The sequence below is a fragment of the Rahnella sp. P4_A8 genome (assembly GCF_056402435.1).
Genome location: NZ_JBFUHK010000023.1, coordinates 36,194 through 58,023 on the forward strand (window position 1 = coordinate 36,194; position 21,830 = coordinate 58,023).

Sequence of the window (21,830 nt, forward strand, 5' to 3'; positions counted from 1 at the left end):
GGGATGTTAGAGCAGATTTTTCTTTGGACGCGGCCTTAGTTCCTCCCCTTCGCAGGGGAGGGAGCGGACTTGACTGGCGCTTAAAGCTTAGCGAAACAACGTCGTGCGGCATCAATCGTGCGCTGAATATCTTCCGGCGTATGCGCGAGAGACATAAAGCCTGCTTCGAAGGCGGAAGGGGCCAGGTAAACGCCTTCTTCCAGCATCAGATGGAAGAACTTTTTGAAACGCTCAACGTCGCATTTCATCACGTCCTGATAGCAGGTCACGGTTTCTGCATCGGTGAAGAACAGCCCGAACATGCCGCCGACGTGGTTCACCACGAACGGAATATTTTCTTTCTGCGCCGCGTCCAGCAAGCCTTCGGCCAGTTGGGTGGTGCGTTCGGTCAGGGTCTGATGTACGCCCGGTTGCGCGACCTGCGTCAGGCAGGCAATACCGGCCGCCATGGCAATCGGGTTACCGGAAAGCGTGCCTGCCTGATAAACCGGACCGGTCGGTGCCAGCGCTTCCATCACGTCGCGGCGTCCGCCAAATGCGCCCACCGGCATGCCGCCGCCGATGATTTTACCCAGACAGGTCAGGTCAGGCATCACATCGTAATACTCCTGAGCACCGCCCAGTGCGACGCGGAAACCGGTCATCACTTCGTCGATGATCAACAGTGCGCCAAATTCATCACAAATTGCGCGCAGACCCGGCAGGAATTCCGGTAATGGCGGCACGCAGTTCATGTTGCCTGCGACCGGCTCCACGATGATGCAGGCGATGTCGTCAGGGAATTGCTCGAATGCAGCACGGACGGAATCGAGATCGTTATAGGTACAGGTCAGCGTATGTTTGGCGAAATCAGCCGGGACACCCGGCGAGTTCGGCTGGCCGAGGGTCAGCGCGCCGGAACCGGCTTTCACCAGCAGGCAGTCGGCGTGGCCGTGATAGCAGCCTTCGAATTTAACGATTTTATCGCGATGGGTGAAACCACGCGCCAGACGGATCGCGCTCATCGTCGCTTCGGTGCCGGAGTTCACCATACGCACCATGTCCATGCTAGGCACCAGGCCGGTCACCAGCTCGGCCATTTTCACTTCCATCTCGGTCGGTGCACCAAAGCTCAGGCCGCGCTCAGCCGCCTCAATCACCGCATTGCGGATTTCGGCGTTGTTATGGCCAAGCACCATCGGTCCCCATGAACCCACGTAGTCAATGTAGGCTTTACCATCGGCATCAAACAGGAAAGCGCCGTCAGCGCGCGCGATGAATAAGGGGACGCCGCCAACGCCGGAGAAGGCACGTACCGGCGAGTTAACACCGCCCGGGATTAGCGCTTGCGCCTGCGTGAACAGACTTTCTGACTTACTCATTATTCGGCTCCTGAATTGCTGGGTTCAATATGTCACGGAAAGATTTATGCGCCCATTCTAGTGAACTGAGCGGCGTTATCAAACCGCTAACCGTGCGGCATTTTGTTGCAGATCCTGTCAGGACGGCAATTTGTATGATTAAATCCATCCATCTTCCATAACATTTTTTATATTTCCCTTTCTGAGATGAATGAATCAGACACTGAAATTTTAGCGGATGCGCCCGTGCGCGGCCCGCGCAAACGCAGCGAAATCCTGCGCCTTTTACTGCGTCGTGATAAAACGCCGGTCACCATTTTGCTGGTCGCCGCAGTGGTCGGTACGGTTGCCGGCTTACTCGGCGTGGCTTTTGAGAAAGCAGTGAACTGGGTGATGGCGGTCCGGCTTGCCGGGCTGGGCGTCTTCAATGATTACTGGATCCTGCTGTGGCCGCTGACATTTGTGTTTTCTGCCGCGCTGGCGATGGTCGGCTATTATCTGGTCCGGTGTTATGCGCCTGAAGCGGGCGGTTCGGGGATCCCTGAAATCGAAGGCGCACTGGAGGAATTACGGCCGGTGCGCTGGTGGCGGGTGATCCCGGTGAAATTCTTTGGCGGCATGGGCACGCTGGGTGCGGGTATGGTGCTGGGAAGGGAAGGGCCAACCGTGCAGATGGGCGCGAATGTCGGGAAAATGATGGTCGATATTTTCCGGCTGCGCAGCGCGGAGGCGCGGCATTCGTTGCTGGCTACCGGCGCGGCGGCCGGGCTTTCTGCGGCATTTAACGCACCGCTCGCCGGTATCCTGTTCATTCTCGAAGAGATGCGCCTGCAGTTCCGTTACAGCCTGATCTCGATAAAAGCGGTGTTTATCGGCGTGATCATGTCGAGTATCGTTTTCCGTATTTTTAACGGCGACGGCGCGGTGATTGAAGTCGGCAGGCTGGCGAGTGCGCCGCTCAATACGCTGTGGTTGTATCTGGTGCTGGGCATGGTCTTTGGTGTGGTCGGCGTCAGTTTCAATGCGCTGATTTTCCGCACACAGGATATGTTTGCCCGTGTGCATGGCGGAAATCTGCGAAAAATCCTGATCATCGGCGGCATGTTGGGCGGATTCTGCGGCCTGCTCGGGCTGGTGCATCAGGAAGTCACCGGTGGCGGATTTGCGTTGATCCCGCTGGCGGCGGCAGGAAAATACAGCCTGATGATGTTGCTGGTGATCTTTGTTGTCCGGGTGGTGACTACGCTGCTGTGCTTTGCCTCCGGCGCACCGGGCGGGATTTTCGCTCCGATGCTGGCGCTGGGCACTTTGCTCGGCACCGCATTCGGCACCGCCGCGCTGGCTTGGTTTCCGCAATATGATATTCAGCCTGCCACCTTTGCCATCGCCGGGATGGGCGCGTTATTTGCCGCCAGCGTGCGTGCACCGCTGACGGGTATCGTGCTGGTACTGGAGATGACCGATAATTATCAGCTGATTTTACCGATGATCATTACCTGCCTGGGCGCGACCCTGCTGGCGCAATTTCTGGGGGGTAAGCCCTTGTATTCCGCCATATTGACCCGCACCTTACAGAGGCAGGAACGTGAGAACGCGGAAAAAGCGCAGGGTGAGATCGCCGCTGAAGGCATCAATAAGCAGGACAGCGCAGCCAAAAATGCCCATACTTGAAGCATTAACTCAGGTATAAGATAATGAGTATATTATTCAGACAGTCAATCCGGCGGCCTGAACAAATGCGGATTGGGAGTGAGAAATTATGAGTGAAGCATTGTTGAATGAAACAACCGCGTTGCCGTTACAGTTTACTGAGGCCGCGGCGCGTAAGGTGAAAAACCTGATTTCCGACGAAGAAAACCCGAACCTGAAACTGCGCGTGTACATCACCGGTGGGGGTTGCAGCGGATTCCAGTACGGTTTCACCTTTGACGACAAAATTAATGACGGCGACATGACCATCGAAAAAGCCGGTGTGGCGCTGGTGGTTGACCCGATGAGCCTGCAATATCTGGTTGGCGGTTCGGTGGATTATACCGAAGGTCTGGAAGGTTCACGTTTTGTGGTGACCAACCCGAATGCAAAAACGACATGCGGTTGCGGTTCTTCCTTTAGTATCTAAATATCCGTCTTAAAGAAAAAGCCCGTTTGCTATGCAGACGGGCTTTTTTTATGTTGAAACCGTCGGTGTGAACAGGGTGCTCAGGTAAGTGAGCATTCACAAGGGGGTTACCATTCGACAGTCACCAGCTTCGAACCGATGCTAATTCCCGGCACGGCATTAAGCATGATTTCGCTGATATGCGGTTGCATCATCGTGTGGCTGGCGCAGATGACGGAAGTGCCTGTGCGCGCAGCATCAATCTTGCAACCCGGCAGGATGGTCAGGCTGACGCCAATCTGACCGCCCGCCATGCCCGCAACAGCCGACAGCGGGATCAGTGCGAGCAGCGCACTGAGTAAAAGAGCTTTCATTATTGTTATTCCTGCTGGTGTAGTTCAACAAAATCAGCCTGGCTGAAAAGGTTATCGGTCTAAATTTTACGGCCTTTAATCCAGATTTCTTATGATCGGGAAATAAGTCACGTTTTTATCGTGTATCGCGCCGTTATTCTTATTATTTCGTCTGTAATACAAAGAGATAATGTTAAATCGAGGGCTGGCAACGTACGTAGGATTTTACGCCGGACATGTTACCAGATGACAGGGCAGAATTATTGATTTCGGTTAATAAAGCAACAATTCGGAAAAGCGCCATGCCGGTATTTCGCGGGGGCATGGCTAAATAGTTAGTAAGCATTCACCCCTGAGGCAAGGCTGCAAGCTGCGGGCAAAGTTGTTGTGCGGCAAGAAGAATACGCGGCCCGGCGCGGCTGAACCAGTCAGGATCCAGTGCGATAACCTGCGCGCTGAGCATGGAACGCCAGTAATCCTCGATCACCTGTTTTTGTGATGTTCCGCCCGATATAACAATAACCTGAGGATGACGGCTTAAAACCTGTTCCCGGCTGACCTGAGGCCAGGGCACACGACTGTCGGCGAAAATATTTTTTGCACCACAGACGTTAAGCACTTCACTTTGCATTGTGGTCGCGGCGGCAGTAAACAGCGGCTGGGTGCCGAACTGAATAAAGGCAGAAACCGGCTTTTGGCGATGATATTTCAGCTTCAGCGCCTGCCATTGCTGGCGAAAATCAGCAGCGGCGCGTTTTGCGCTGTCCGGAGAAGGGCTGTACGCCGCAAGTTGTTCCAGCGCTTGTGCCACCTGTTCCGCATTTTGCGGATCAAGATAGATAACGTGGATACCCAGCGAAATCAGCTGATCCAGCGGACGTTGCGGGTTACCGCCACGCCAGGCGAGAACTACATCAGGTTTCAGCGTCACAATACGTTCGACGTTAATTCCCTGCCAGTTCGCCACCTGCTCAAGCTTGCTGGCCTGTGGCGGGTAATCGGAGTAAGCACTAACTCCGATTACCTGATCGCCCAGACCGGCGGCAAATGCCAGTTCTGTCAGATTGGGTGCCAGACTGATCACCCGTTGGGCCGGCGCCGCAGTTGCTGCCACAGGCAGCAGCAGGCAACTCAGTATGAGGCCGAACCGGCGCATCATTATTCTTCGCCAGCCGCCAGCGCTGTCAGCATCGCATCTACCATCAGGGTGGATTGCTGTGCGGCAACCACCAGGAATTCTTCAAAGCTCAGGTGGGATTCACCATCAGCAACATCAGAAATTGCGCGAACGACCACGAACGGGGTACCGAACAGGTGGCAAACGTGACCGATAGCCGCGGCTTCCATTTCGACAGCAGCAACATTCGGGAAGGTTGCGCGGATACGTGCCAGAGGCGCTGCGCCATTGATGAACGCATCGCCACTGCAAACCAGACCGCGTACGGCGTTCAGGTTGAGTTCACGGATACAGTTTTCTGCCAGTTCAATCAGCGCCGGATCAGCAGTGAACGCAGGCGGGCAACCGGCCATCTGGCCCGGTTCATAGCCAAACGCGGTGACGTCAGCATCGTGATAACGCACTTCATCAGACACGACGATATCACCGACTTTCAGGGTTTTCGCCAGCCCGCCTGCGGAACCGGTATTGATCACCACGTCAGGACGGCAATGTTCCAGCAGCAATGTGGTGCCCATGGCGGCAGACACTTTACCAATGCCGGATTTAAGCAGCGCCACGTCCACACCGTTTAACTGGCCAGTATAGATTTCGCAGCCTGCGCGTTCGATAGTCTGACGGTTGATAATCTTGTCGCGCAGCAGGGTCACTTCCTGCTCCATTGCACCGATAATGCCTACTTTCATATGAATACTCGCAGATGTGGTTGGAATGAGYCGCAGCGTGTGCGGAATTGACGGTTTAATCACGAAAACAATGTGCGATAGTCTATCATGGCTAAAGGTAAGAAATAATCCGTTTGGGGTGCAGGTTGCTACTGCAAAAAGCGCGTCGGTTTGATGTGTGAGTGGCTGAAAAGGTGGGAAATCATGTCCGGGATCGATTTTAAAACGAAATTCAATTTTCAGCGTCCTTTCAGCGCCCCGATCGAGGCACGCGATGACTATGATGTCGTCCGTCAGTTCGAAAGCGATCGCGGGCGCATTATCAACTCGGCTGCCATCCGCCGTCTGCAACAAAAGACTCAGGTTTTTCCGCTGGAGAAAAATGCTGCCGTCCGCAGTCGTCTGACCCATTCCCTTGAAGTTCAGCAGGTTGGCCGTCACATCGCCAAAGAGATCCTCCACCGTTTGCGCAGGCAGAACAAGCTTGAGGCTTACGGGCTGGACGAGGTGACCGATCCCTTTGAAAGCGTGGTAGAAATGGCGTGCCTGATGCACGACATCGGTAATCCGCCATTTGGGCATTTTGGTGAATCCGCCATTAACAACTGGTTTGCTAAGCGGATGGACACCGCCGGTTGCGGCGAAACACCACAGGAAACGGATGCCTGTCTGGTGACGTGTTTGCGCCTGACGCCAGACGATGCTGAACTGAACCAGCTGCGCAGTAAAATCCGCTACGACCTGTCTAATTTTGAAGGCAATGCGCAGGCCATCCGGCTGGTCTTCACCTTGCTGAAACTCAATCTGACTTACAGCCAGACCGCCTGCATTCTGAAATATACCCGCCCTGCGTATTCAATGACTAAACTTCCTTCGCATGATTACCTGATGAAAAAACCGGGTTTTTATCTGGCGGAAGAGCCGTTCATCAAAAAACTGCGCACTGAACTCGGGCTGGGTGAATTTAACCGCTTTCCGCTTACCTACATTATGGAAGCGGCCGATGATATTTCTTACTGCATTGCCGATCTGGAAGATGCGGTTGAGAAAAGTATTTTCAGCGTGGAACAGCTTTATAATTATCTGTGCCGTGAGTGGGGCGCGATAGAGAAAAATGACTTCTTCGATAAAGTGGTTCGCACTGCTTACGAGAAAATGGATAAAGCGAAAACGTTCCGTAATCCGGTGGATTACTTCTTTATGGAACTGCGCGTTCAGACAGTGAAACAACTGGTGCCGCATGCTGCCCGCCGGTTCATTGATAATATAGAAGATATTTATCAGGGTACCTTTAATCATGCGTTGCTGGAAGATGACAGCCAGGCCAACCGGTTGTTAGAGATTTATAAAGCGGTGGCCTTCAAACAGGTATTCAATCATCACGAAGTGGAGGAGCTGGAATTACAAGGCTATCGGGTGATCAGCGGATTACTTGATATTTATAGCCCGTTGCTGGATATGCCTTTGACCGATTTTAACCAGCTAGTTCAGGAGGATACGCACAGGAAATATCCGATTGAAACCCGTCTGCTGCATAAGATTTCAGCCAAACATCGTCTGGCTTACAACAATGCCGTGGCGGCGCTGGAAGGATTACCGGTCGCGGAACATGCCGCGCAGGAGTTTTATTACCGTGCGCGAATGATTCAGGATTATATCAGCGGAATGACTGACCTTTATGCATACGATGAATACAGAAGACTCATGGCGGCTGAGTAATTTGTTTTAAAAAGACAAATTGAACTCTCTTTAATTTTCTTTACGGAACTGTTTGAAAAAACGCCATTTGTAAATGCTGACAATAATTTTTTACCATTGTCATTTCGACCCTGATGAACTTCACGCTATTAATACCATCTCAGTATCACGACTACCAAGCAATGCGACTATTTTGGTTGCCACAATAATTTTAAGAGATCCTGAAAAATGAAAAAATCGAGTTTATTCCTCAGCGCATTAGCGTTAAGCATCGGTATGGCAATGGCCCCGGTTTCTTCTGCACTGGCTGCTGAAACTGCGTCTTCCAGCACCAGCACCACTCAGCTTCCTAGCCTGGCACCTATGCTTGAAAAAGTGATGCCATCGGTGGTGAGCGTCAACGTTGAAGGCAGTGCGCCGGTAAAAACACCACGCATGGGTCAGCAGTTCCAGCAATTCTTTGGTCAGAATTCGCCGCTGTGCCAGGACGGTTCGCCGTTCCAGGGTTCTCCGGTGTGTCAGGGCGGCGGTCAGGGGCCTGACGGTCAGCCTGCGCCTGAACAGAAAGAAGATTTCCGCGCGCTGGGTTCCGGCGTCATCATTGATGCCGACAAAGGTTATGTGGTTACCAACAACCACGTTGTTGATAACGCAACCAAAATCAGCGTACAGCTGAACGATGGCCGTAAGTTCGACGCCAAAGTCATCGGCAAGGACCCGCGTTCTGATATCGCGGTGATTCAGTTACAGAATGCGAAAAACCTGACGGCCATTAAGATGGCGGATTCCGAACAACTGCGTGTGGGCGATTACACCGTGGCTATCGGTAACCCGTATGGTCTGGGCGAAACCGTGACTTCCGGTATCGTTTCTGCACTGGGTCGTTCCGGCCTGAATATTGAGAACTACGAAAACTTCATCCAGACGGATGCCGCGATCAACCGCGGTAACTCCGGTGGTGCGCTGGTGAACCTGAATGGTGAACTGATTGGCCTTAACACGGCGATCCTGGCACCGGACGGCGGCAACATCGGTATCGGTTTTGCGATCCCAAGTAACATGGTGAAAAACCTGTCCAAACAAATGATCGAATTCGGTCAGGTGAAACGCGGCGAGCTGGGCATCATGGGGACCGAGCTGAACTCCGAACTGGCGAAAGCCATGAAAGTTGACGCACAGCGCGGTGCATTCATCAGTCAGGTCATGCCGAAATCTGCCGCAGAGAAAGCGGGCATTAAAGCCGGTGACGTGATCCTGAGCATGAACGGTAAACCGATCAGCAGCTTCGCCTCGTTCCGTGCTGATATCGGCACCCTGCCAATCGGCACCAAAGTGACGCTCGGCCTGCTGCGTGAAGGCAAACCGATGAACGTTGACGTGACCATTGAGCAAAGCACTCAGACATCGAAAATCGAATCCGGCAACATTTATACCGGCATCGAAGGGGCTGAACTGAGTAACGGTGCGGCAGGTGATCAGAAAGGTGTGAAAGTCGATGAAGTGAAGCCGGGTTCAACGGCCGCGCGCATCGGCCTGAAAAAAGGCGACGTCATTTTGGGTGTGAACCAGCAGAAAGTGACCAATCTGGGCGAGCTGCGTAAAATTCTCGACACCAAACCAAACGTTCTGGCGCTGGATATTCAGCGTGGTGATACCTCAATTTACCTGCTGGCGCAGTAATTTCCGCCTGCTATACCTCACACAAAGCACGCTCCGGCGTGCTTTTTTTTGCCTGTCTTTCAGGGACTCTCATCAATCATGTGGATTTTGCCGGGCCGGTTGGGCATTTGCTTAAAAATGTGATATTCCCCGCAACTTCAATAGGTGCTTTCGCTCTTTGGGCATTTGCATAATGTATGGGCATCGCGGCCTGAGTATGCTGTTTTAACAACGATAAAACAGCAAGGCAGGGGTTCCATGTCGGCATATCATCTCGATGCAAAGCTGGCGCAACAAATTGTTGCCCGCACAATGCAAATTATTGATAGTAATGTGAATGTCATGGATGGTCGCGGACGGATTATCGGCAGCGGCGATGATCAGCGTCTTGGTGAATTGCACGAAGGCGCACTGCTGGCGATTTCGCAGGAGCGCATTGTCGACATCGACGAGGGCGTTGCACGGCATTTGCACGGTGTACGTCCGGGCATCAACCTGCCGTTGCGTATTGACGGTCAGATCGTGGGCGTTATCGGCCTGACGGGCAATCCGTCCCAGTTGCGTCAGTATGGCGAGCTGGTGTGTATGACCGCCGAAATGATGCTCGAACAGGCGCGTCTGCTGCACATGCTGGCGCAGGACAGCCGTCTGCGGGAAGAACTGGTGCTTAACCTGATTCGTGTGGATGAACTCTCTCCGGCGCTGATGGAGTGGGCGCAGCGTCTGGGCATCGACCTCAACCGGCCACGTGTCGCGGCGGTGGTGGAAGTCGACAGCGGACAGCTCGGTGTGGACTCTGCCATGGCAGAACTGCAACAACTGCAAACTTTACTGACCACGCCGGAGCGTGACAACCTGATCGCTATCGTTTCCCTCACCGAAATGGTGGTGCTGAAACCGGCCCTGAACAGCTACGATCGCTGGGATCCAGAGGGCCACCGCCAGCGCATTGATCATCTGCTGTCGCGCATGACCGAAACTGGTCGTCTGCGCGTGCGCATTTCCCTTGGCAACTTTTTTACCGGCCCTGGCAGCATCGCCCGTTCTTATCGCACCGCACGTACCACCATGAGTGTGGGCAAACAGCGGATGCCGGAACAGCGGTGTTACTTCTATCAGGATCTGATCTTACCCGTGCTGCTCGACAGCCTGCGTGGCGGCTGGCAGGCCGATGAACTGGTGCGTCCGCTGGCGCGTCTGAAAGCGACGGATGGCAACGGATTACTGCGCCGCACACTGACGTCGTGGTTCCACCATAATGTTCAGCCGACCGCTACGTCTAAGGCACTGTATATTCATCGTAATACGCTGGAATATCGCCTCAACCGTATCTCGGAATTAACCGGCCTGGATCTGGGGAACTTCGACGATCGTTTATTGCTGTACGTGGCCCTGCAATTAGATAACAACCATCTGTGACCGCCATCACAGCCGTTTCATTTTTTGTGAAACAACTCGCACGTCGCTGGGCATTTGCCTCAGGATAAATGCAAAGGGCTATTTATGCTTGGTTGATTGCCCAATGAGTAAAGGGAATGTTGTTCATATACTGGCTGCGTTCCTTCCTCTCTGAACCCTACAGTTCTGTGAATGGAATGACTTTTATCTCTGTTTAGAGGCGTTGTCATTAATTCCGGAGAACACCATGGAAACTACCGTTTCAGCAGCCAGTGCCGTCAAAAAAAGAACTAACGCGCGCTACTGGATAGTGGTGATGTTATTTATTGTCACCTCATTTAATTACGGCGATCGTGCCACGTTATCCATTGCCGGTTCGGCGATGGCCAAAGATATCGGGCTGGATTCCGTCGGGATGGGTTATATCTTCTCGGCATTTTCCTGGGCATATGTCATCGGGCAAATACCCGGTGGCTGGCTGCTCGATAAATTCGGTTCGAAAAAAGTTTATTTCTACAGCATTTTCATCTGGTCGTTATTCACCCTGCTGCAAGGCTTTGTCGATGTCTTCAGCGGCTTCGGCATTGTGGTATCGCTGTTTGCTTTACGTTTTCTGGTTGGCCTGGCCGAAGCGCCGTCCTTCCCCGGCAACAGCCGTATCGTCGCAGCCTGGTTCCCGGCTCAGGAACGTGGCACCGCAGTCTCTATTTTTAACTCAGCGCAGTACTTCGCCACGGTTATTTTCGCCCCGATCATGGGCTGGCTGACGCACGAAGTGGGCTGGTCACACGTCTTCTTCTTCATGGGCGGTCTGGGGATCGTGCTGAGTTTCATCTGGCTGAAAGTGATCCACGATCCGAAAGATCATCCGGGCGTAAATCAGGCCGAACTTGATTACATGGAAGCCGGTGGTGCGCTGATCAATATGGATCAGAAAATCACCAAAAAAGCCGTCGTAAAAGGCGAAAAAACCTTCCAGATGAAACAGTTACTGAAATCCCGCATGATGATTGGCATTTACATCGGCCAGTACTGCATCAACGCGCTGACCTATTTCTTCATCACCTGGTTCCCGGTGTATCTGGTTCAGGCGCGCGGTATGTCGATACTTAAAGCGGGCATGGTGGCCTCAGTACCGGCGATTTGCGGATTCCTCGGCGGCGTACTGGGTGGAATTATCTCCGACTGGCTGATGCGCAGAACCAGCAACCTGACACTGTCGCGCAAGGCTCCGATTGTGATCGGTATGCTGTTGTCGATGTCGATGATTTTCTGCAACTACGTTGATACCGAATGGATGGTGGTTGGCATTATGGCATTCGCCTTCTTCGGTAAAGGTCTGGGTGCGCTGGGCTGGGCGGTAATGGCCGATACCGCACCGAAAGAAATCAGCGGGCTGAGCGGCGGATTGTTCAACATGTTCGGTAACGTCTCCGGCATCATCACGCCGATCGCTATCGGCTACATTATCGGGACCACCGGTTCCTTCAACGGCGCGCTGATTTATGTCGGCATCCACGCACTGCTCGCCGTCGTCAGTTACGTGTTTATTGTCGGAAAAATCGAACGTATTCAGCTTCGCCCGTACCACGGTACAGGCACAGTAAAAGGGGAAAGATGATGAGTACGCAATCCTCACCGGTTATCACGGATATGCAGGTCATTCCTGTGGCAGGGCATGACAGCATGCTGATGAATATTGGTGGCGCGCACGGTGCTTACTTCACCCGCAATATCGTTATCCTCAAGGACAGTGCCGGGAACACCGGTGTCGGCGAAGCGCCGGGCGGGGAGGTGATTTACAACACGCTGGTGGAGGCCATTGCTCAGGTGAAAGGCCAGGAAGTGGCGCGCATGAACCGGCTGGTGCATCAGATCCACGTCGGCAATCAGTCATCGGATTTTGACTCTTTCGGTAAAGGTGCGTGGACGTTCGAACTGCGCGTTAACGCCGTCGCCGCACTGGAAGCCGCGCTGCTGGATCTGATGGGCAAATTCCTCGGCGTGCCGGTGTGTGAACTGCTCGGGCCGGGCAAACAGCGCGACGAAGTCACGGTGCTCGGTTATCTGTTTTATATCGGTGACCGGCAGAAAACCGATTTGCCGTATCAGGAAGGGGAACGCAGCCATCACGACTGGTATCACCTGCGTCATCAGGAAGCGATGAACAGTGAGGCGGTGGTGCGGCTGGCCGAAGCGGCGCAGGATCGCTATGGCTTCAAAGATTTCAAACTCAAAGGCGGCGTGCTGCCGGGCGAGCAGGAGATCGAGGCGGTTAAAGCACTGGCAAAACGCTTCCCGGATGCGCGGATCACGGTTGATCCGAACGGCGCGTGGCTGCTGGATGAAGCAATCGACCTGTGCAAAGACCTGCACGGTATCCTCAGCTATGCCGAAGATCCGTGCGGTGCGGAGCAAGGTTTTTCCGGCCGCGAAGTGATGGCGGAATTCCGCCGTGCCACCGGTTTGCCGGTCGCCACAAACATGATTGCCACTAACTGGCGCGAGATGCAGCACGCGGTGATGTTGCAGTCGGTGGATATTCCGCTGGCGGATCCGCATTTCTGGACCATGCATGGCGCGGTGCGGGTCGCACAACTTTGCGATGAGTGGGGTCTGACGTGGGGCTGCCATTCGAATAACCATTTCGACATTTCGCTGGCGATGTTTACCCATGTCGGTGCGGCCGTACCGGGTAAGCCGACGGCGATAGATACGCACTGGATCTGGCAGGAAGGCAACCAGCGCCTGACCAAAGAGCCGCTGCAAATTGTGAACGGGAAAATCAAAGTGCCTGAAAAACCGGGGCTGGGCGTGGAGATCGACATGGATCAAATCCATCGCGCCCACGAGCTGCACCGGAAACTGCCGACCGGTGCGCGCAACGATGCCGCCGCGATGCAGTATCTGATCCCCGGCTGGACATTCGATCGCAAGCGCCCGGCACTGGGGCGTGGTTAACGGAATCTGAATTCACTAAGGAGTAAGCATGACCTCTTCATCTACACCTAAAATTGTCTCCATGCAGGTGATCCCGGTGGCCGGGCACGACAGCATGTTGCTTAATCTCAGCGGCGCACATGCCCCTTTCTTCACCCGCAACATCCTGATCCTCAAGGACAGCAGCGGTAACACCGGCGTCGGTGAAGTGCCGGGCGGCGAGAAAATTCGTCAGACGCTGGATGATTCCGCGTTGCTGGTGATTGGCAAAACGCTGGGTGAATACAAAAATGTGATGACCGCCGTGCGGGAAAAATTCGCCGACCGTGATGCCTCTGGCCGCGGTTTGCAGACTTTTGATTTGCGTACCACTATCCACGTCTTGACGGCGATCGAAGCCGCGATGCTGGACTTGCTCGGCAAGCATCTGGGCGTCACCGTGGCATCATTGCTGGGCGACGGGCAGCAACGTGATGAAGTCGAAATGCTCGGCTATCTGTTCTACGTCGGCGACCGCAACAAAACCTCACTGGGCTATCAGAGCCAGCCGGGCGACAGTTGCGACTGGTATCGCCTGCGCCATGAAGAGGCGCTGACACCGGCGGCGGTGGTGCGTCTGGCGGAAGCGGCGTATGAAAAATACGGCTTTAATGATTTCAAACTGAAAGGCGGCGTACTGGCAGGCAGCGAAGAGGCCGAAGCCGTGACGGCGCTGGCGCAACGCTTCCCGCAGGCGCGGATCACACTTGATCCTAACGGTGCCTGGTCGCTGAATGAAGCGATTGCGCTCGGCAAACAACTGCGCGGTGTGCTGGCGTATGCGGAAGATCCATGCGGTGCCGAGCAGGGCTTCTCCGGGCGCGAAGTGATGGCCGAATTCCGTCAGGCAACCGGCCTGCCGACGGCCACTAATATGATCGCCACCGACTGGCGTCAGATGGGGCATACCATCCAGCTGAAATCCGTGGATATTCCGCTGGCGGATCCGCACTTCTGGACGATGCAGGGGTCAGTTCGCGTCGCGCAGATGTGCCACGAATGGGGGCTGACCTGGGGTTCGCACTCTAACAATCACTTTGATATTTCACTGGCGATGTTTACCCAGGTGGCCGCCGCTGCGCCGGGTAAAATCACTGCCATCGATACGCACTGGATCTGGCAGGAAGGCAATCAGCGCCTGACCAAAGAACCGTTGCAGATCAAAGGCGGTAAGGTGCGCGTGCCGGAACAACCGGGTCTGGGCGTTGAGCTGGATATGGATCAGGTGATGAAGGCGCACGAGCTGTACAAAGGCATGGGGCTGGGTGCCCGTGACGATGCGCAGGGCATGCAGTTCCTGGTGCCGGACTGGAAGTTTGATCCGAAAAAACCGTGTCTGGTGCGGTAAGTGATATGCAACTATAAAAAAGCCTCTCCGGTGAGAGGCTTTTTACGTTCTGACAGGAAACTCAGCCCCGTGCGTGTGCCGCGGCCTTTTCTATCTGTTCATCCGAAGGGCGTACACCGGTATACAGCACGAACTGCTCGACGGCCTGAAGTGTGGCGACTTCCGCACCGGTAATCACTTTCTTGCCGTGTTCGCGGCCGTAGCGGATCAGCGGGGTTTCTACCGGCAGCGCGACGACGTCAAAGACGATGCTGGCGCGGTCAATCACCGCCGGTTCAAAGGCCAGTGAATCCACTTCCGGCCCGCCCGCCATGCCGATTGGCGTGACATTCACCACCATATCCACGGCAACATCGCCGACTTCTGCTTTCCATTCATAACCGTATTCTTCCGCCAGCGCACGGCCGTTAGCTTCGTTGCGGGCAATGATGTAGCCCTTTTTGAAACCGGCATCACGAATGGCCGCGACCACGGCTTTGCCCATGCCGCCGCTGCCGCGCAGGGCGAAAACGGCATCACGCGGCACCTGATGGCTGTCGAGCAGTTTGGCGACCGCGATGTAATCCGTGTTGTAGGCGCGCAGGAAGCCGTCGTCATTGACGATGGTATTCACCGACTGAATGGCTGTCGCGGAAGGATCCAACTCATCGAGGAAAGGAATGCAGGCTTCCTTGAACGGCATCGAGACCGCGCAGCCGCGAATACCCAGTGCGCGTACGCCTTTCACCGCGGCTTCGATGTCTTGGGTGGAAAATGCTTTGTAGACGAAGTTCAGGTCTAATGCCTGATAAAGGCTGTTATGAAAACGGGTACCGAAATTGCCCGGACGACCGGAAAGGGACATACACAACTGCGTGTCTTTGTTAATTTCCCGACTCATTTCATTCTCCTTTTAAGATGTTCTTTATGACCTTACGGCCTCTTAATGAACCTTAGCTGAAACGATCCGCCCCGACAATCTGCCTCTGTCTCAAATCGGCTGTTATACTTAACAGATGCGTGAACACGGAGGCTGATATGAATTTGGACTTGTTTGATCACCCCGATTTTCACCCCAACTGGCGCGAAGAACTGTGCCCGGGCGCGGTGGTATTGCGCGGTGCGGCGCTGGCAGAGGATGTCGCATTGCTGGCGGAAATCGACCGGATCGCCGGGCTGGTGCCTTTTCAGTATCGCGCCACGCCGGGCGGTTATGCGATGTCGGTGGCAATGACCAATTGCGGTGATGTCGGCTGGGTGACGGACAGGGCAGGTTATCGCTACCAGGCCACCTCGCCGGAAAGTCATCAGCAATGGCCGCCGATGCCGGAATTGTTTCGTTCGCTTGCCGTGAGCGCGGCGGACCAGGCGGGTTTTGCAGGCTTCGAGCCGGATGCCTGTCTTATCAACCGCTATCAGCCGGGGGCGAAAATGAGCCTGCATCAGGACAAAGACGAGCACGATTTCGGCCAGCCGATCGTCTCTGTCTCGCTGGGCTTACCGGCTGTTTTCCAGTTTGGCGGCATGGAGCGCAGTGATAAAACCCAGCGTGTGCCGCTGATGCATGGCGATATTGTGGTGTGGGGCGGCCCGTCGCGGCTGCGTTATCACGGCGTATTGCCACTGAAAGCGGGCGAGCATCCGCTGACCGGATCGTACCGGTTTAATCTTACGTTCCGTAAAGCGACGTAATTCCGTGGGCATCAGGCCGTAAAGCACAGGACTTTGTCCGCATTCTGCTTTACACTGCCGCCCTGCAAAAAATGACATGTTGAATAAATAATTACTTAGGCGGTAAGCGATGAACGGCGTAATCACAACCTGGTTTGAAGATAAAGGTTTCGGTTTTATCAAAGATGAAAACGGCGATAACCGTTATTTCCACGTGATTAAAGTTGCAAACCCTGAGCTGATTAAAAAAGATGCGGCAGTCACCTTTGAGCCGACCACCAACAACAAAGGCCTTTCCGCCTTTGCGGTGAAAGTCGAGCCGGAGAGCAAATACATCTTTATTGCCGGTGAGCGTATCAAAATCACCAGCATCAAATCCTTCCTGGCGTTTAACGAAGAGGTTCCTGCTGAAACCAAAATCGACAAAGAAAACGCTGTGCTTTCCGTCGGATTGTTGATGAACCGTATCCGCCCGCAGGAAGAAGAAAAAAAAGCGGAGATGCGCACCATGAAAAAGTTGCTGATCACCACTTTCCAGAACAGCACCTATGTGTTCACTGAAGATGAAATTGACGTGGATGCCACCGTCAAGACGCTGAAAGCGCTGTAATATCCCTTCTCAAACCGGTGCACATCGTGGCACCGGTTCTGCTTTCCCTTCTTTCTTAATACGTCACCGTGACCGTCACCATATCGCTGTAGTTACCTGCGGGCTGATTGCTTTGCGCAAGATTTACGGATGCGGTATACGGAAACGATTGTGAAGTGCCGGTGCCGGTCGCGCTGCTGTCGGTGGAAGCCGTCCATACCGTGCTGTCACCTTTAAATATCTGATATTGCAGATAACGGGTGGTGCCGCCGACGGTGGAGGCCATCTGCCGGTATTGTCCGGACACCGGCACGCTGCTGGTCAGGTTGACGGAATAGCTGGCGTTCAGGGTGCAGCGTACGCTGATAGTATTTGCCACCACTGTGGTCAGGCCGGAAGGCAGTGCAGCACTGCCGAAACCCACATTGGGCGCGCTGTCGATATAACAGAAATTGGTGACATTGAGCGTCAGGGCGACATTGCCCGACACGTTACCGGAGTCTGCGAGACACAGTAAGGTGCCGATAGCCACTGAACACATATTCCATGTCCATGAGATGGGAATGACATCGGTATAAGTGCCTGCGGCCAGATTGGAAATGGCGACCGGCCGGACGTAGAGAGGTAAGGTGCTGTTGGGGCCGGAAAACAAGCCGAGTAATCCCAGCGCCGTGGTGCTGCTCCAGCTGATGGTATCGCCCTGATTATAAACGGCACTGCAGCTGGCATCCTTGCACAGGCTGTAGGGTAAATACTGCCCCGTTGTCCCGCTGTAAAGTCTGGGCTGCGAATTGCTGGGATGCTGAGTCACGCCGATAAACGCGGTGATGGTATTGGTGCCTGCGATGTTAAGCAGCCCGCCAGTACAACTTAATCCGCTGCCCCCTGAGGTGATCAGCGGCGATGAACTGACTGCAAACGAGTTTTGTGTGCCCAGCGTAATGCTCCCGGGCGCCGTCGTGCATCCCGCTTTTGCCCACCACGTTGTACCCAGCAACAGCATCAGCAATAATCCGCGATGCATCTGCTGCCTGAAAATCCTCATGATTTATCTCCTGCCGTTGTTTTCGCTGTGCCGCCGGGGCATGTCAGCGGGCCGACCTGCTCAATGCTGTGACGGGCAGGGTTCAGGGTGAAACTGACCCGGCATAGCGAATGATCTTCCGTCTGGATATTCAGCACGTTGTTTTCCTGTAAGTGCGAGAAGTACACCAGCCCGTCGTAACCGGTGACGGTGGTCTGTTCTGTGTTTTGTTCCGTGACCAGCGTGCCGGGTTTCAGCGGTTGTCCGGCGGCGTCATGCAGGGTGATATTGGCGGACAGCACTTTCTCGACGCTGAATTTCACCACCACGCCGCTGCCTTGTTTCACCGCGATGCGGTCATTGACGTTACTGGTGACCACGTCGGCAGGCAGCGGCAGGGTGTCGATTTCCACTTTGGCCGGATAATACGAGCTGACGGTCGGGATCAGCAGGTGGCCGTTTTTATCGGTTTTGCCCATTTTCTGATTCTCGAACAGCACCGGAACATCCGCGTAATGATCGGTATCTACCACGATAAAGGCATCATTGATCTTATCCGACAGGAACCAGTCATTGGCCATGAACACCACGGATCCGCTCAGATCTGCCCAGTGGGTGTAATCGCCCTGATTGCCGTAGAAGCCGCCCTGGATCGTAGCGTAATGGGATTTCCAGGTGGCATCGGCCTGCTGATACGGATTGTTGCCGCCGCTGTAAGCCAGATTCCAGCCCAGACCGCCGTCGGTGGGCGTCGCCTTGCTGGCGCCGGTTTGCTCCTGATAATTACCCGCACTGTCGCGCTGTACGCCCGCATTCATATTGATGTTGGTGCCAATCGGAATGATGAACTGCAACTGCGCGCTGTAGCCGGTATCGCCCAGCGTTTTATTGAGGGATAAAAACATGCTGCTTTGTCCCCACAGCGAGCGGCTGTAAGAAAAATTCACCAGCCGCGTATGCGAATTGTCATAGGCTTCGACATCGTAATACCCGATGCCCATCGTGCCGTTAGCGTTCCCGAACGGCGACGTGCTGAACGTCACCTGATCTGCCTGACGGCTTAACCGCGTGTCGCTGGTGTAAGACGTGATGTCCTGATAACCCGCCGTGCGTTTTGAGCGCAGAGCAGACAGGCTGAATACCGTCGAATAGTAGGAATAGCCCAGCGTGTATTGGCTGCCGTCTTTTTTATCGGTCACGTTCTCGCCCCGCGCACGGTCGGCTTTACTCTGGCTGCCTGAAACACTCAGTGTGCCCCAGGTGCTGACCGCGATATCGGTGCCCAATCCGCCCAGCGCCAGACCCTGTACGGTTTCGGAATGGCCGGACAGCGTCAGGTAATCGCTCAGCCCGTATCGGTAAATCCCGCTGAATGCGGTATCTGAGTAGTCGCCGTTGGTGACGCCATAATTGTTACGTACAGCCCCGAGCGAGAAATCGAAATCGCTGAGGCTTTTGCGCAGCAACGTGTTGGAAACGTAAAAGGGCACGCTGGTCGAGACCTGACGTCCGACCGCATCGGTGGTCACGATCGTCGCTTCACCGGCGCCATTGATATACGGCACGTTGGTCAGGGTAAAAGGCCCGGAATTGAGGTTATTACTGCTGGCCTTGTAGCCGTTCAGAAACAAATCAACCGTGGTCGGTACCGCCGCCGTGCCGCTGTATTGCAGCAACGGGTAGGTCACCAGATCCGGACGCACGCCAAAGTTACGGCTGATACGCAGGCCGCCCATCCGCGCCGAGTTACTCCACGTCAGGGAATCGCTGACGAAATCCCCGACCTGATAGCTGATCAGATTTTTCTCGTCGGTGAAACGCCAGAAGGTGTCGTAACGCAGATAACCGTCCTGCGTGGTCTGGCCGCCGTTGCTGTTGTCGGCGTTATCAATGTTGTAGCGGTAAGTGCCGGTATTGGTGACCAGTCCGAGGCTGCTGAATAACCGTTGCTCCATCCAGGTGGCGACAGACTTCGCACCGCCGGGTGGATCGGTGTAGTACGAATCATAGTTAAACAACAGGCCGGTGCTGCTTTGCGACGGCGTGTAATTCATCAGCGGATCGCCGCTGACATTCTGGTTCGGCAGCCAGGCATCTGGCACCGTTAACACCAGTTGCTGGGTGGCCGAATCGTATCTGGCTTTTACGTCCGGCAATTCACCGACATTGATCAGCCCCTGCCGGCCATTAATGTGGATGTGATTCTTCGCCAGAACACCGGCTTCGACGAAGTAGGCGTTATTGCGATACGTCACCGGCACGACCTGATTATCCGTCTGACCGTTGACCACAACCGACAGATAAAACATGGCGTCCGTGACCACCGGTGCCGCACGCGGGGCATCAGGCAGTGAAGAATATTCCTGCGCCTGTGCACTGAACGTACTCAGGCATATCAGGCACAGGCTTCTCCGGAAATAAAGCGGTCGCTGATGACCTTCCCGGAGAAGACGTCTGATTGTCATTCGTTGCGGCTCCTGCTGTTACTGGCCGCGTGGAATGACAATCGGTTGGGTGTTATCGGCAATCTGCGCATTGAGTTGCGCCCCTGGCGTCACACCTGCGGGCACTGGCCAGCGCATTTGTTGTCCCGGCAATACATAACCCATAAAGCCGCCCACCATGGTTTTTACGCCTTGTTTCTGGTTACCCGTCGCCGACCAGAAAACGTTACTCAGGCGTGCGTGGACGAGGCCGGTATTACCCACCTGCAAATAGGTTTTCCCGCCCTCGGACACCGTACGCCAGTTGAGGATCGGACGCGTCGCCGTGGAAGGGTCGCGTTTGATATCCGCGCGATCGTTGGTCCACAAATTGCCGCCATCCATAAACAGCGGCAGTAAATAACGCATCTGCAATTGCAGACCGACGACCGCTTTGTCCTTCCCCTGCGCGGAGTCGTTCAGCGGAGAAGGGATTTCATCAATAATGATGCGATACGCCTGCTCGGTATTGGCCGGCACCGGCGTGTTGCGGATAAGCCTGATCAACTGACGCTGCCCCGGTGGCACGGTAGCAAATGGCGGGCTGGCGACCACGTTGGTCTGATCGGCATACTTCTCGTTAAAATTCTCCTGCTTCCAGGCCAGTACGCGCACCTGCAAGGACACCGGTTCTGCGCCACGGTTTTCCAGCCACAGGGCAGATCCGTTCTGATCAGATTCAATAATCTGATAGACCGGCCAGACCAGCACCGAACTGGCAGCCTGTGCGTTCACGCAAGACAGAAAGGCACCGAGCAATGCGGCGGTAGTGAAAAGGCGTAGAAACAGTGTCTTCATATTTTTATATCCTGATGATTCAATAAGTTAACGTGACAGTGACGGTGTCGGTATACGTCCCGGCGGAAGGCAGAGGGGTCACAGCGTATAAACGTGCATAAACCGGGTAGGTTTGCGAGGTATCCGGAAAACTGGGGATGGACATCACCAGCGCGCCATTGCCCCAGACCAGACTGCGGGCGGCATCGCGGAAAAGCTGGTAGCCCAGCAGATCGGTATTGGTGGTGTTTTGCATATAGCGGCGTGTGGCGGTGCCGCCGTGAGTGCCGTAATCCATGGCAATACTGACGGAGGTACCCGGCGTGCAGGTGACGACCACGGAACCTGCGCCCGTGCTGCTGACAATATCGACGTTGCTGGCGATGTCCGACAGGGAACCGAAGTTGAGGGTGCCGAGACTGGAGATCGGGCTGGCAAGCGAGCTGCCAAATACGCAGCCATTGGTGAGGGTCGCCGAAACGGTAAACGTCGTGGTTGCCGTGGCGGCACGCGCTGAACTGCACAATATCAGCAGCAATAACATCATCGGTAATAACACGGGCGGAAAACGCAGTCTGGCAGGCATCGTCAC

19 protein-coding genes are annotated in these 21,830 nt (G+C 54.7%); 10 read left to right on the top strand and 9 right to left on the bottom strand.

Translation table 11 applies throughout. The annotated features are described in order from the left end of the window. Window positions 1–80: 80 nt before the first annotated feature. Window positions 81–1,361, bottom strand: coding sequence for a glutamate-1-semialdehyde 2,1-aminomutase (gene hemL, locus AC1DUO_RS13575; protein ID WP_013576934.1), 1,281 nt, complete (start codon window positions 1,359–1,361; stop codon window positions 81–83). 186 nt (window positions 1,362–1,547) lie between these two features. Here hemL and clcA point away from each other — a divergent pair, with 186 nt between their 5' ends. Together clcA and erpA are read left to right on the top strand one after the other, a co-directional pair. Continuing rightward, window positions 1,548–3,011: a H(+)/Cl(-) exchange transporter ClcA gene (clcA, locus tag AC1DUO_RS13580; protein WP_041673167.1), complete on the top strand. Its 1,464-nt coding sequence runs from the start codon at window positions 1,548–1,550 to the stop codon at window positions 3,009–3,011. 88 nt (window positions 3,012–3,099) lie between these two features. Further along, the gene (erpA, locus tag AC1DUO_RS13585) at window positions 3,100–3,459 is read left to right on the top strand and encodes an iron-sulfur cluster insertion protein ErpA (protein ID WP_013576932.1); all 360 of its coding nucleotides are present in this window, start codon (window positions 3,100–3,102) and stop codon (window positions 3,457–3,459) included. Window positions 3,460–3,566: 107 nt separating this feature from the next. On the opposite strand, the gene AC1DUO_RS13590 is transcribed toward erpA, so the two are convergent. From AC1DUO_RS13590 to mtnN, 3 genes are all read right to left on the bottom strand, one after another. Beyond that, complete coding sequence (locus AC1DUO_RS13590; RefSeq protein ID WP_015690401.1) at window positions 3,567–3,812, bottom strand: hypothetical protein; 246 nt, start codon at window positions 3,810–3,812, stop codon at window positions 3,567–3,569. A 325-nt stretch (window positions 3,813–4,137) separates the two neighbouring features. Further along, window positions 4,138–4,950: a vitamin B12 ABC transporter substrate-binding protein BtuF gene (btuF, locus tag AC1DUO_RS13595; protein ID WP_015690400.1), complete on the bottom strand. Its 813-nt coding sequence runs from the start codon at window positions 4,948–4,950 to the stop codon at window positions 4,138–4,140. Further along, window positions 4,950–5,654, bottom strand: coding sequence for a 5'-methylthioadenosine/S-adenosylhomocysteine nucleosidase (mtnN, locus tag AC1DUO_RS13600; protein ID WP_013576929.1), 705 nt, complete (start codon window positions 5,652–5,654; stop codon window positions 4,950–4,952). The genes btuF and mtnN overlap by 1 nt, the downstream gene beginning before the upstream one ends. Window positions 5,655–5,837: 183 nt before the next feature. On the opposite strand from mtnN, the gene dgt reads away from it, so the two are divergent. The 6 genes from dgt (at window position 5,838) to gudD (ending at window position 14,715) form a co-directional block, all read left to right on the top strand. Further along, on the top strand, window positions 5,838–7,352 hold the full coding sequence (dgt, locus tag AC1DUO_RS13605; protein WP_015690399.1) for a dGTPase: 1,515 nt from the start codon (window positions 5,838–5,840) through the stop codon (window positions 7,350–7,352). Window positions 7,353–7,559: 207 nt separating this feature from the next. Continuing rightward, window positions 7,560–9,011 carry a serine endoprotease DegP gene (gene degP, locus AC1DUO_RS13610; protein WP_013576927.1) on the top strand — a complete coding sequence of 484 codons (1,452 nt, stop codon included), beginning with the start codon at window positions 7,560–7,562 and terminating at the stop codon, window positions 9,009–9,011. A gap of 237 nt (window positions 9,012–9,248) precedes the next feature. After that, the gene (locus AC1DUO_RS13615) at window positions 9,249–10,409 is read left to right on the top strand and encodes a CdaR family transcriptional regulator (protein ID WP_013576926.1); all 1,161 of its coding nucleotides are present in this window, start codon (window positions 9,249–9,251) and stop codon (window positions 10,407–10,409) included. 226 nt (window positions 10,410–10,635) lie between these two features. Then, the gene (locus AC1DUO_RS13620) at window positions 10,636–12,009 is read left to right on the top strand and encodes an MFS transporter (RefSeq protein ID WP_013576925.1); all 1,374 of its coding nucleotides are present in this window, start codon (window positions 10,636–10,638) and stop codon (window positions 12,007–12,009) included. Continuing rightward, window positions 12,006–13,349 carry an enolase C-terminal domain-like protein gene (locus tag AC1DUO_RS13625; protein WP_013576924.1) on the top strand — a complete coding sequence of 448 codons (1,344 nt, stop codon included), beginning with the start codon at window positions 12,006–12,008 and terminating at the stop codon, window positions 13,347–13,349. The genes AC1DUO_RS13620 and AC1DUO_RS13625 overlap by 4 nt, the downstream gene beginning before the upstream one ends. 28 nt (window positions 13,350–13,377) lie before the next feature. Then, window positions 13,378–14,715: a glucarate dehydratase gene (gudD, locus tag AC1DUO_RS13630; protein WP_119262084.1), complete on the top strand. Its 1,338-nt coding sequence runs from the start codon at window positions 13,378–13,380 to the stop codon at window positions 14,713–14,715. A gap of 61 nt (window positions 14,716–14,776) precedes the next feature. On the opposite strand, the gene AC1DUO_RS13635 is transcribed toward gudD, so the two are convergent. Continuing rightward, window positions 14,777–15,595: a shikimate 5-dehydrogenase gene (locus tag AC1DUO_RS13635; RefSeq protein ID WP_013576922.1), complete on the bottom strand. Its 819-nt coding sequence runs from the start codon at window positions 15,593–15,595 to the stop codon at window positions 14,777–14,779. Between the two features lie 137 nt (window positions 15,596–15,732). Here AC1DUO_RS13635 and alkB point away from each other — a divergent pair, with 137 nt between their 5' ends. Both alkB and AC1DUO_RS13645 read left to right on the top strand, forming a co-directional pair. Continuing rightward, the gene (gene alkB / locus AC1DUO_RS13640; protein WP_119262082.1) at window positions 15,733–16,386 is read left to right on the top strand and encodes a DNA oxidative demethylase AlkB; all 654 of its coding nucleotides are present in this window, start codon (window positions 15,733–15,735) and stop codon (window positions 16,384–16,386) included. 109 nt (window positions 16,387–16,495) lie between these two features. Continuing rightward, window positions 16,496–16,975 carry a cold-shock protein gene (locus AC1DUO_RS13645; RefSeq protein WP_013576920.1) on the top strand — a complete coding sequence of 160 codons (480 nt, stop codon included), beginning with the start codon at window positions 16,496–16,498 and terminating at the stop codon, window positions 16,973–16,975. A 55-nt stretch (window positions 16,976–17,030) separates the two neighbouring features. Here AC1DUO_RS13645 and AC1DUO_RS13650 read toward each other — a convergent pair whose 3' ends face one another. Genes AC1DUO_RS13650 through AC1DUO_RS13665 form a run of 4 tightly spaced genes read right to left on the bottom strand, consistent with a single transcriptional unit; the run spans window position 17,031 to window position 21,824 of the window. Next, complete coding sequence (locus AC1DUO_RS13650; protein ID WP_013576919.1) at window positions 17,031–17,999, bottom strand: Csu type fimbrial protein; 969 nt, start codon at window positions 17,997–17,999, stop codon at window positions 17,031–17,033. After that, window positions 17,996–20,443, bottom strand: a complete 2,448-nt coding sequence (locus AC1DUO_RS13655) for a fimbria/pilus outer membrane usher protein (protein ID WP_119262081.1) — start codon at window positions 20,441–20,443, stop codon at window positions 17,996–17,998. Before AC1DUO_RS13655 ends, AC1DUO_RS13650 begins: the two co-directional genes overlap by 4 nt. Window positions 20,444–20,461: 18 nt before the next feature. After that, window positions 20,462–21,259, bottom strand: coding sequence for a fimbrial biogenesis chaperone (locus AC1DUO_RS13660; protein WP_013576917.1), 798 nt, complete (start codon window positions 21,257–21,259; stop codon window positions 20,462–20,464). Between the two features lie 19 nt (window positions 21,260–21,278). Continuing rightward, on the bottom strand, window positions 21,279–21,824 hold the full coding sequence (locus AC1DUO_RS13665; protein ID WP_112197498.1) for a Csu type fimbrial protein: 546 nt from the start codon (window positions 21,822–21,824) through the stop codon (window positions 21,279–21,281). Window positions 21,825–21,830 lie beyond the last annotated feature (6 nt).

Coding starts and splice junctions, on each gene's coding strand:
- AC1DUO_RS13650 (WP_013576919.1), bottom strand. CDS start 17,999: ATGAGGATTTTCAGGCAGCAGATGCATCGCGGATTATTGCTGATGCTG.
- gudD (WP_119262084.1), top strand. CDS start 13,378: ATGACCTCTTCATCTACACCTAAAATTGTCTCCATGCAGGTGATCCCG.
- mtnN (WP_013576929.1), bottom strand. CDS start 5,654: ATGAAAGTAGGCATTATCGGTGCAATGGAGCAGGAAGTGACCCTGCTG.
- AC1DUO_RS13590 (WP_015690401.1), bottom strand. CDS start 3,812: ATGAAAGCTCTTTTACTCAGTGCGCTGCTCGCACTGATCCCGCTGTCG.
- degP (WP_013576927.1), top strand. CDS start 7,560: ATGAAAAAATCGAGTTTATTCCTCAGCGCATTAGCGTTAAGCATCGGT.
- AC1DUO_RS13620 (WP_013576925.1), top strand. CDS start 10,636: ATGGAAACTACCGTTTCAGCAGCCAGTGCCGTCAAAAAAAGAACTAAC.
- AC1DUO_RS13655 (WP_119262081.1), bottom strand. CDS start 20,443: ATGACAATCAGACGTCTTCTCCGGGAAGGTCATCAGCGACCGCTTTAT.
- alkB (WP_119262082.1), top strand. CDS start 15,733: ATGAATTTGGACTTGTTTGATCACCCCGATTTTCACCCCAACTGGCGC.
- hemL (WP_013576934.1), bottom strand. CDS start 1,361: ATGAGTAAGTCAGAAAGTCTGTTCACGCAGGCGCAAGCGCTAATCCCG.
- AC1DUO_RS13660 (WP_013576917.1), bottom strand. CDS start 21,259: ATGAAGACACTGTTTCTACGCCTTTTCACTACCGCCGCATTGCTCGGT.
- btuF (WP_015690400.1), bottom strand. CDS start 4,950: ATGATGCGCCGGTTCGGCCTCATACTGAGTTGCCTGCTGCTGCCTGTG.
- erpA (WP_013576932.1), top strand. CDS start 3,100: ATGAGTGAAGCATTGTTGAATGAAACAACCGCGTTGCCGTTACAGTTT.
- AC1DUO_RS13625 (WP_013576924.1), top strand. CDS start 12,006: ATGATGAGTACGCAATCCTCACCGGTTATCACGGATATGCAGGTCATT.
- AC1DUO_RS13665 (WP_112197498.1), bottom strand. CDS start 21,824: ATGCCTGCCAGACTGCGTTTTCCGCCCGTGTTATTACCGATGATGTTA.
- AC1DUO_RS13635 (WP_013576922.1), bottom strand. CDS start 15,595: ATGAGTCGGGAAATTAACAAAGACACGCAGTTGTGTATGTCCCTTTCC.
- AC1DUO_RS13615 (WP_013576926.1), top strand. CDS start 9,249: ATGTCGGCATATCATCTCGATGCAAAGCTGGCGCAACAAATTGTTGCC.
- clcA (WP_041673167.1), top strand. CDS start 1,548: ATGAATGAATCAGACACTGAAATTTTAGCGGATGCGCCCGTGCGCGGC.
- dgt (WP_015690399.1), top strand. CDS start 5,838: ATGTCCGGGATCGATTTTAAAACGAAATTCAATTTTCAGCGTCCTTTC.
- AC1DUO_RS13645 (WP_013576920.1), top strand. CDS start 16,496: ATGAACGGCGTAATCACAACCTGGTTTGAAGATAAAGGTTTCGGTTTT.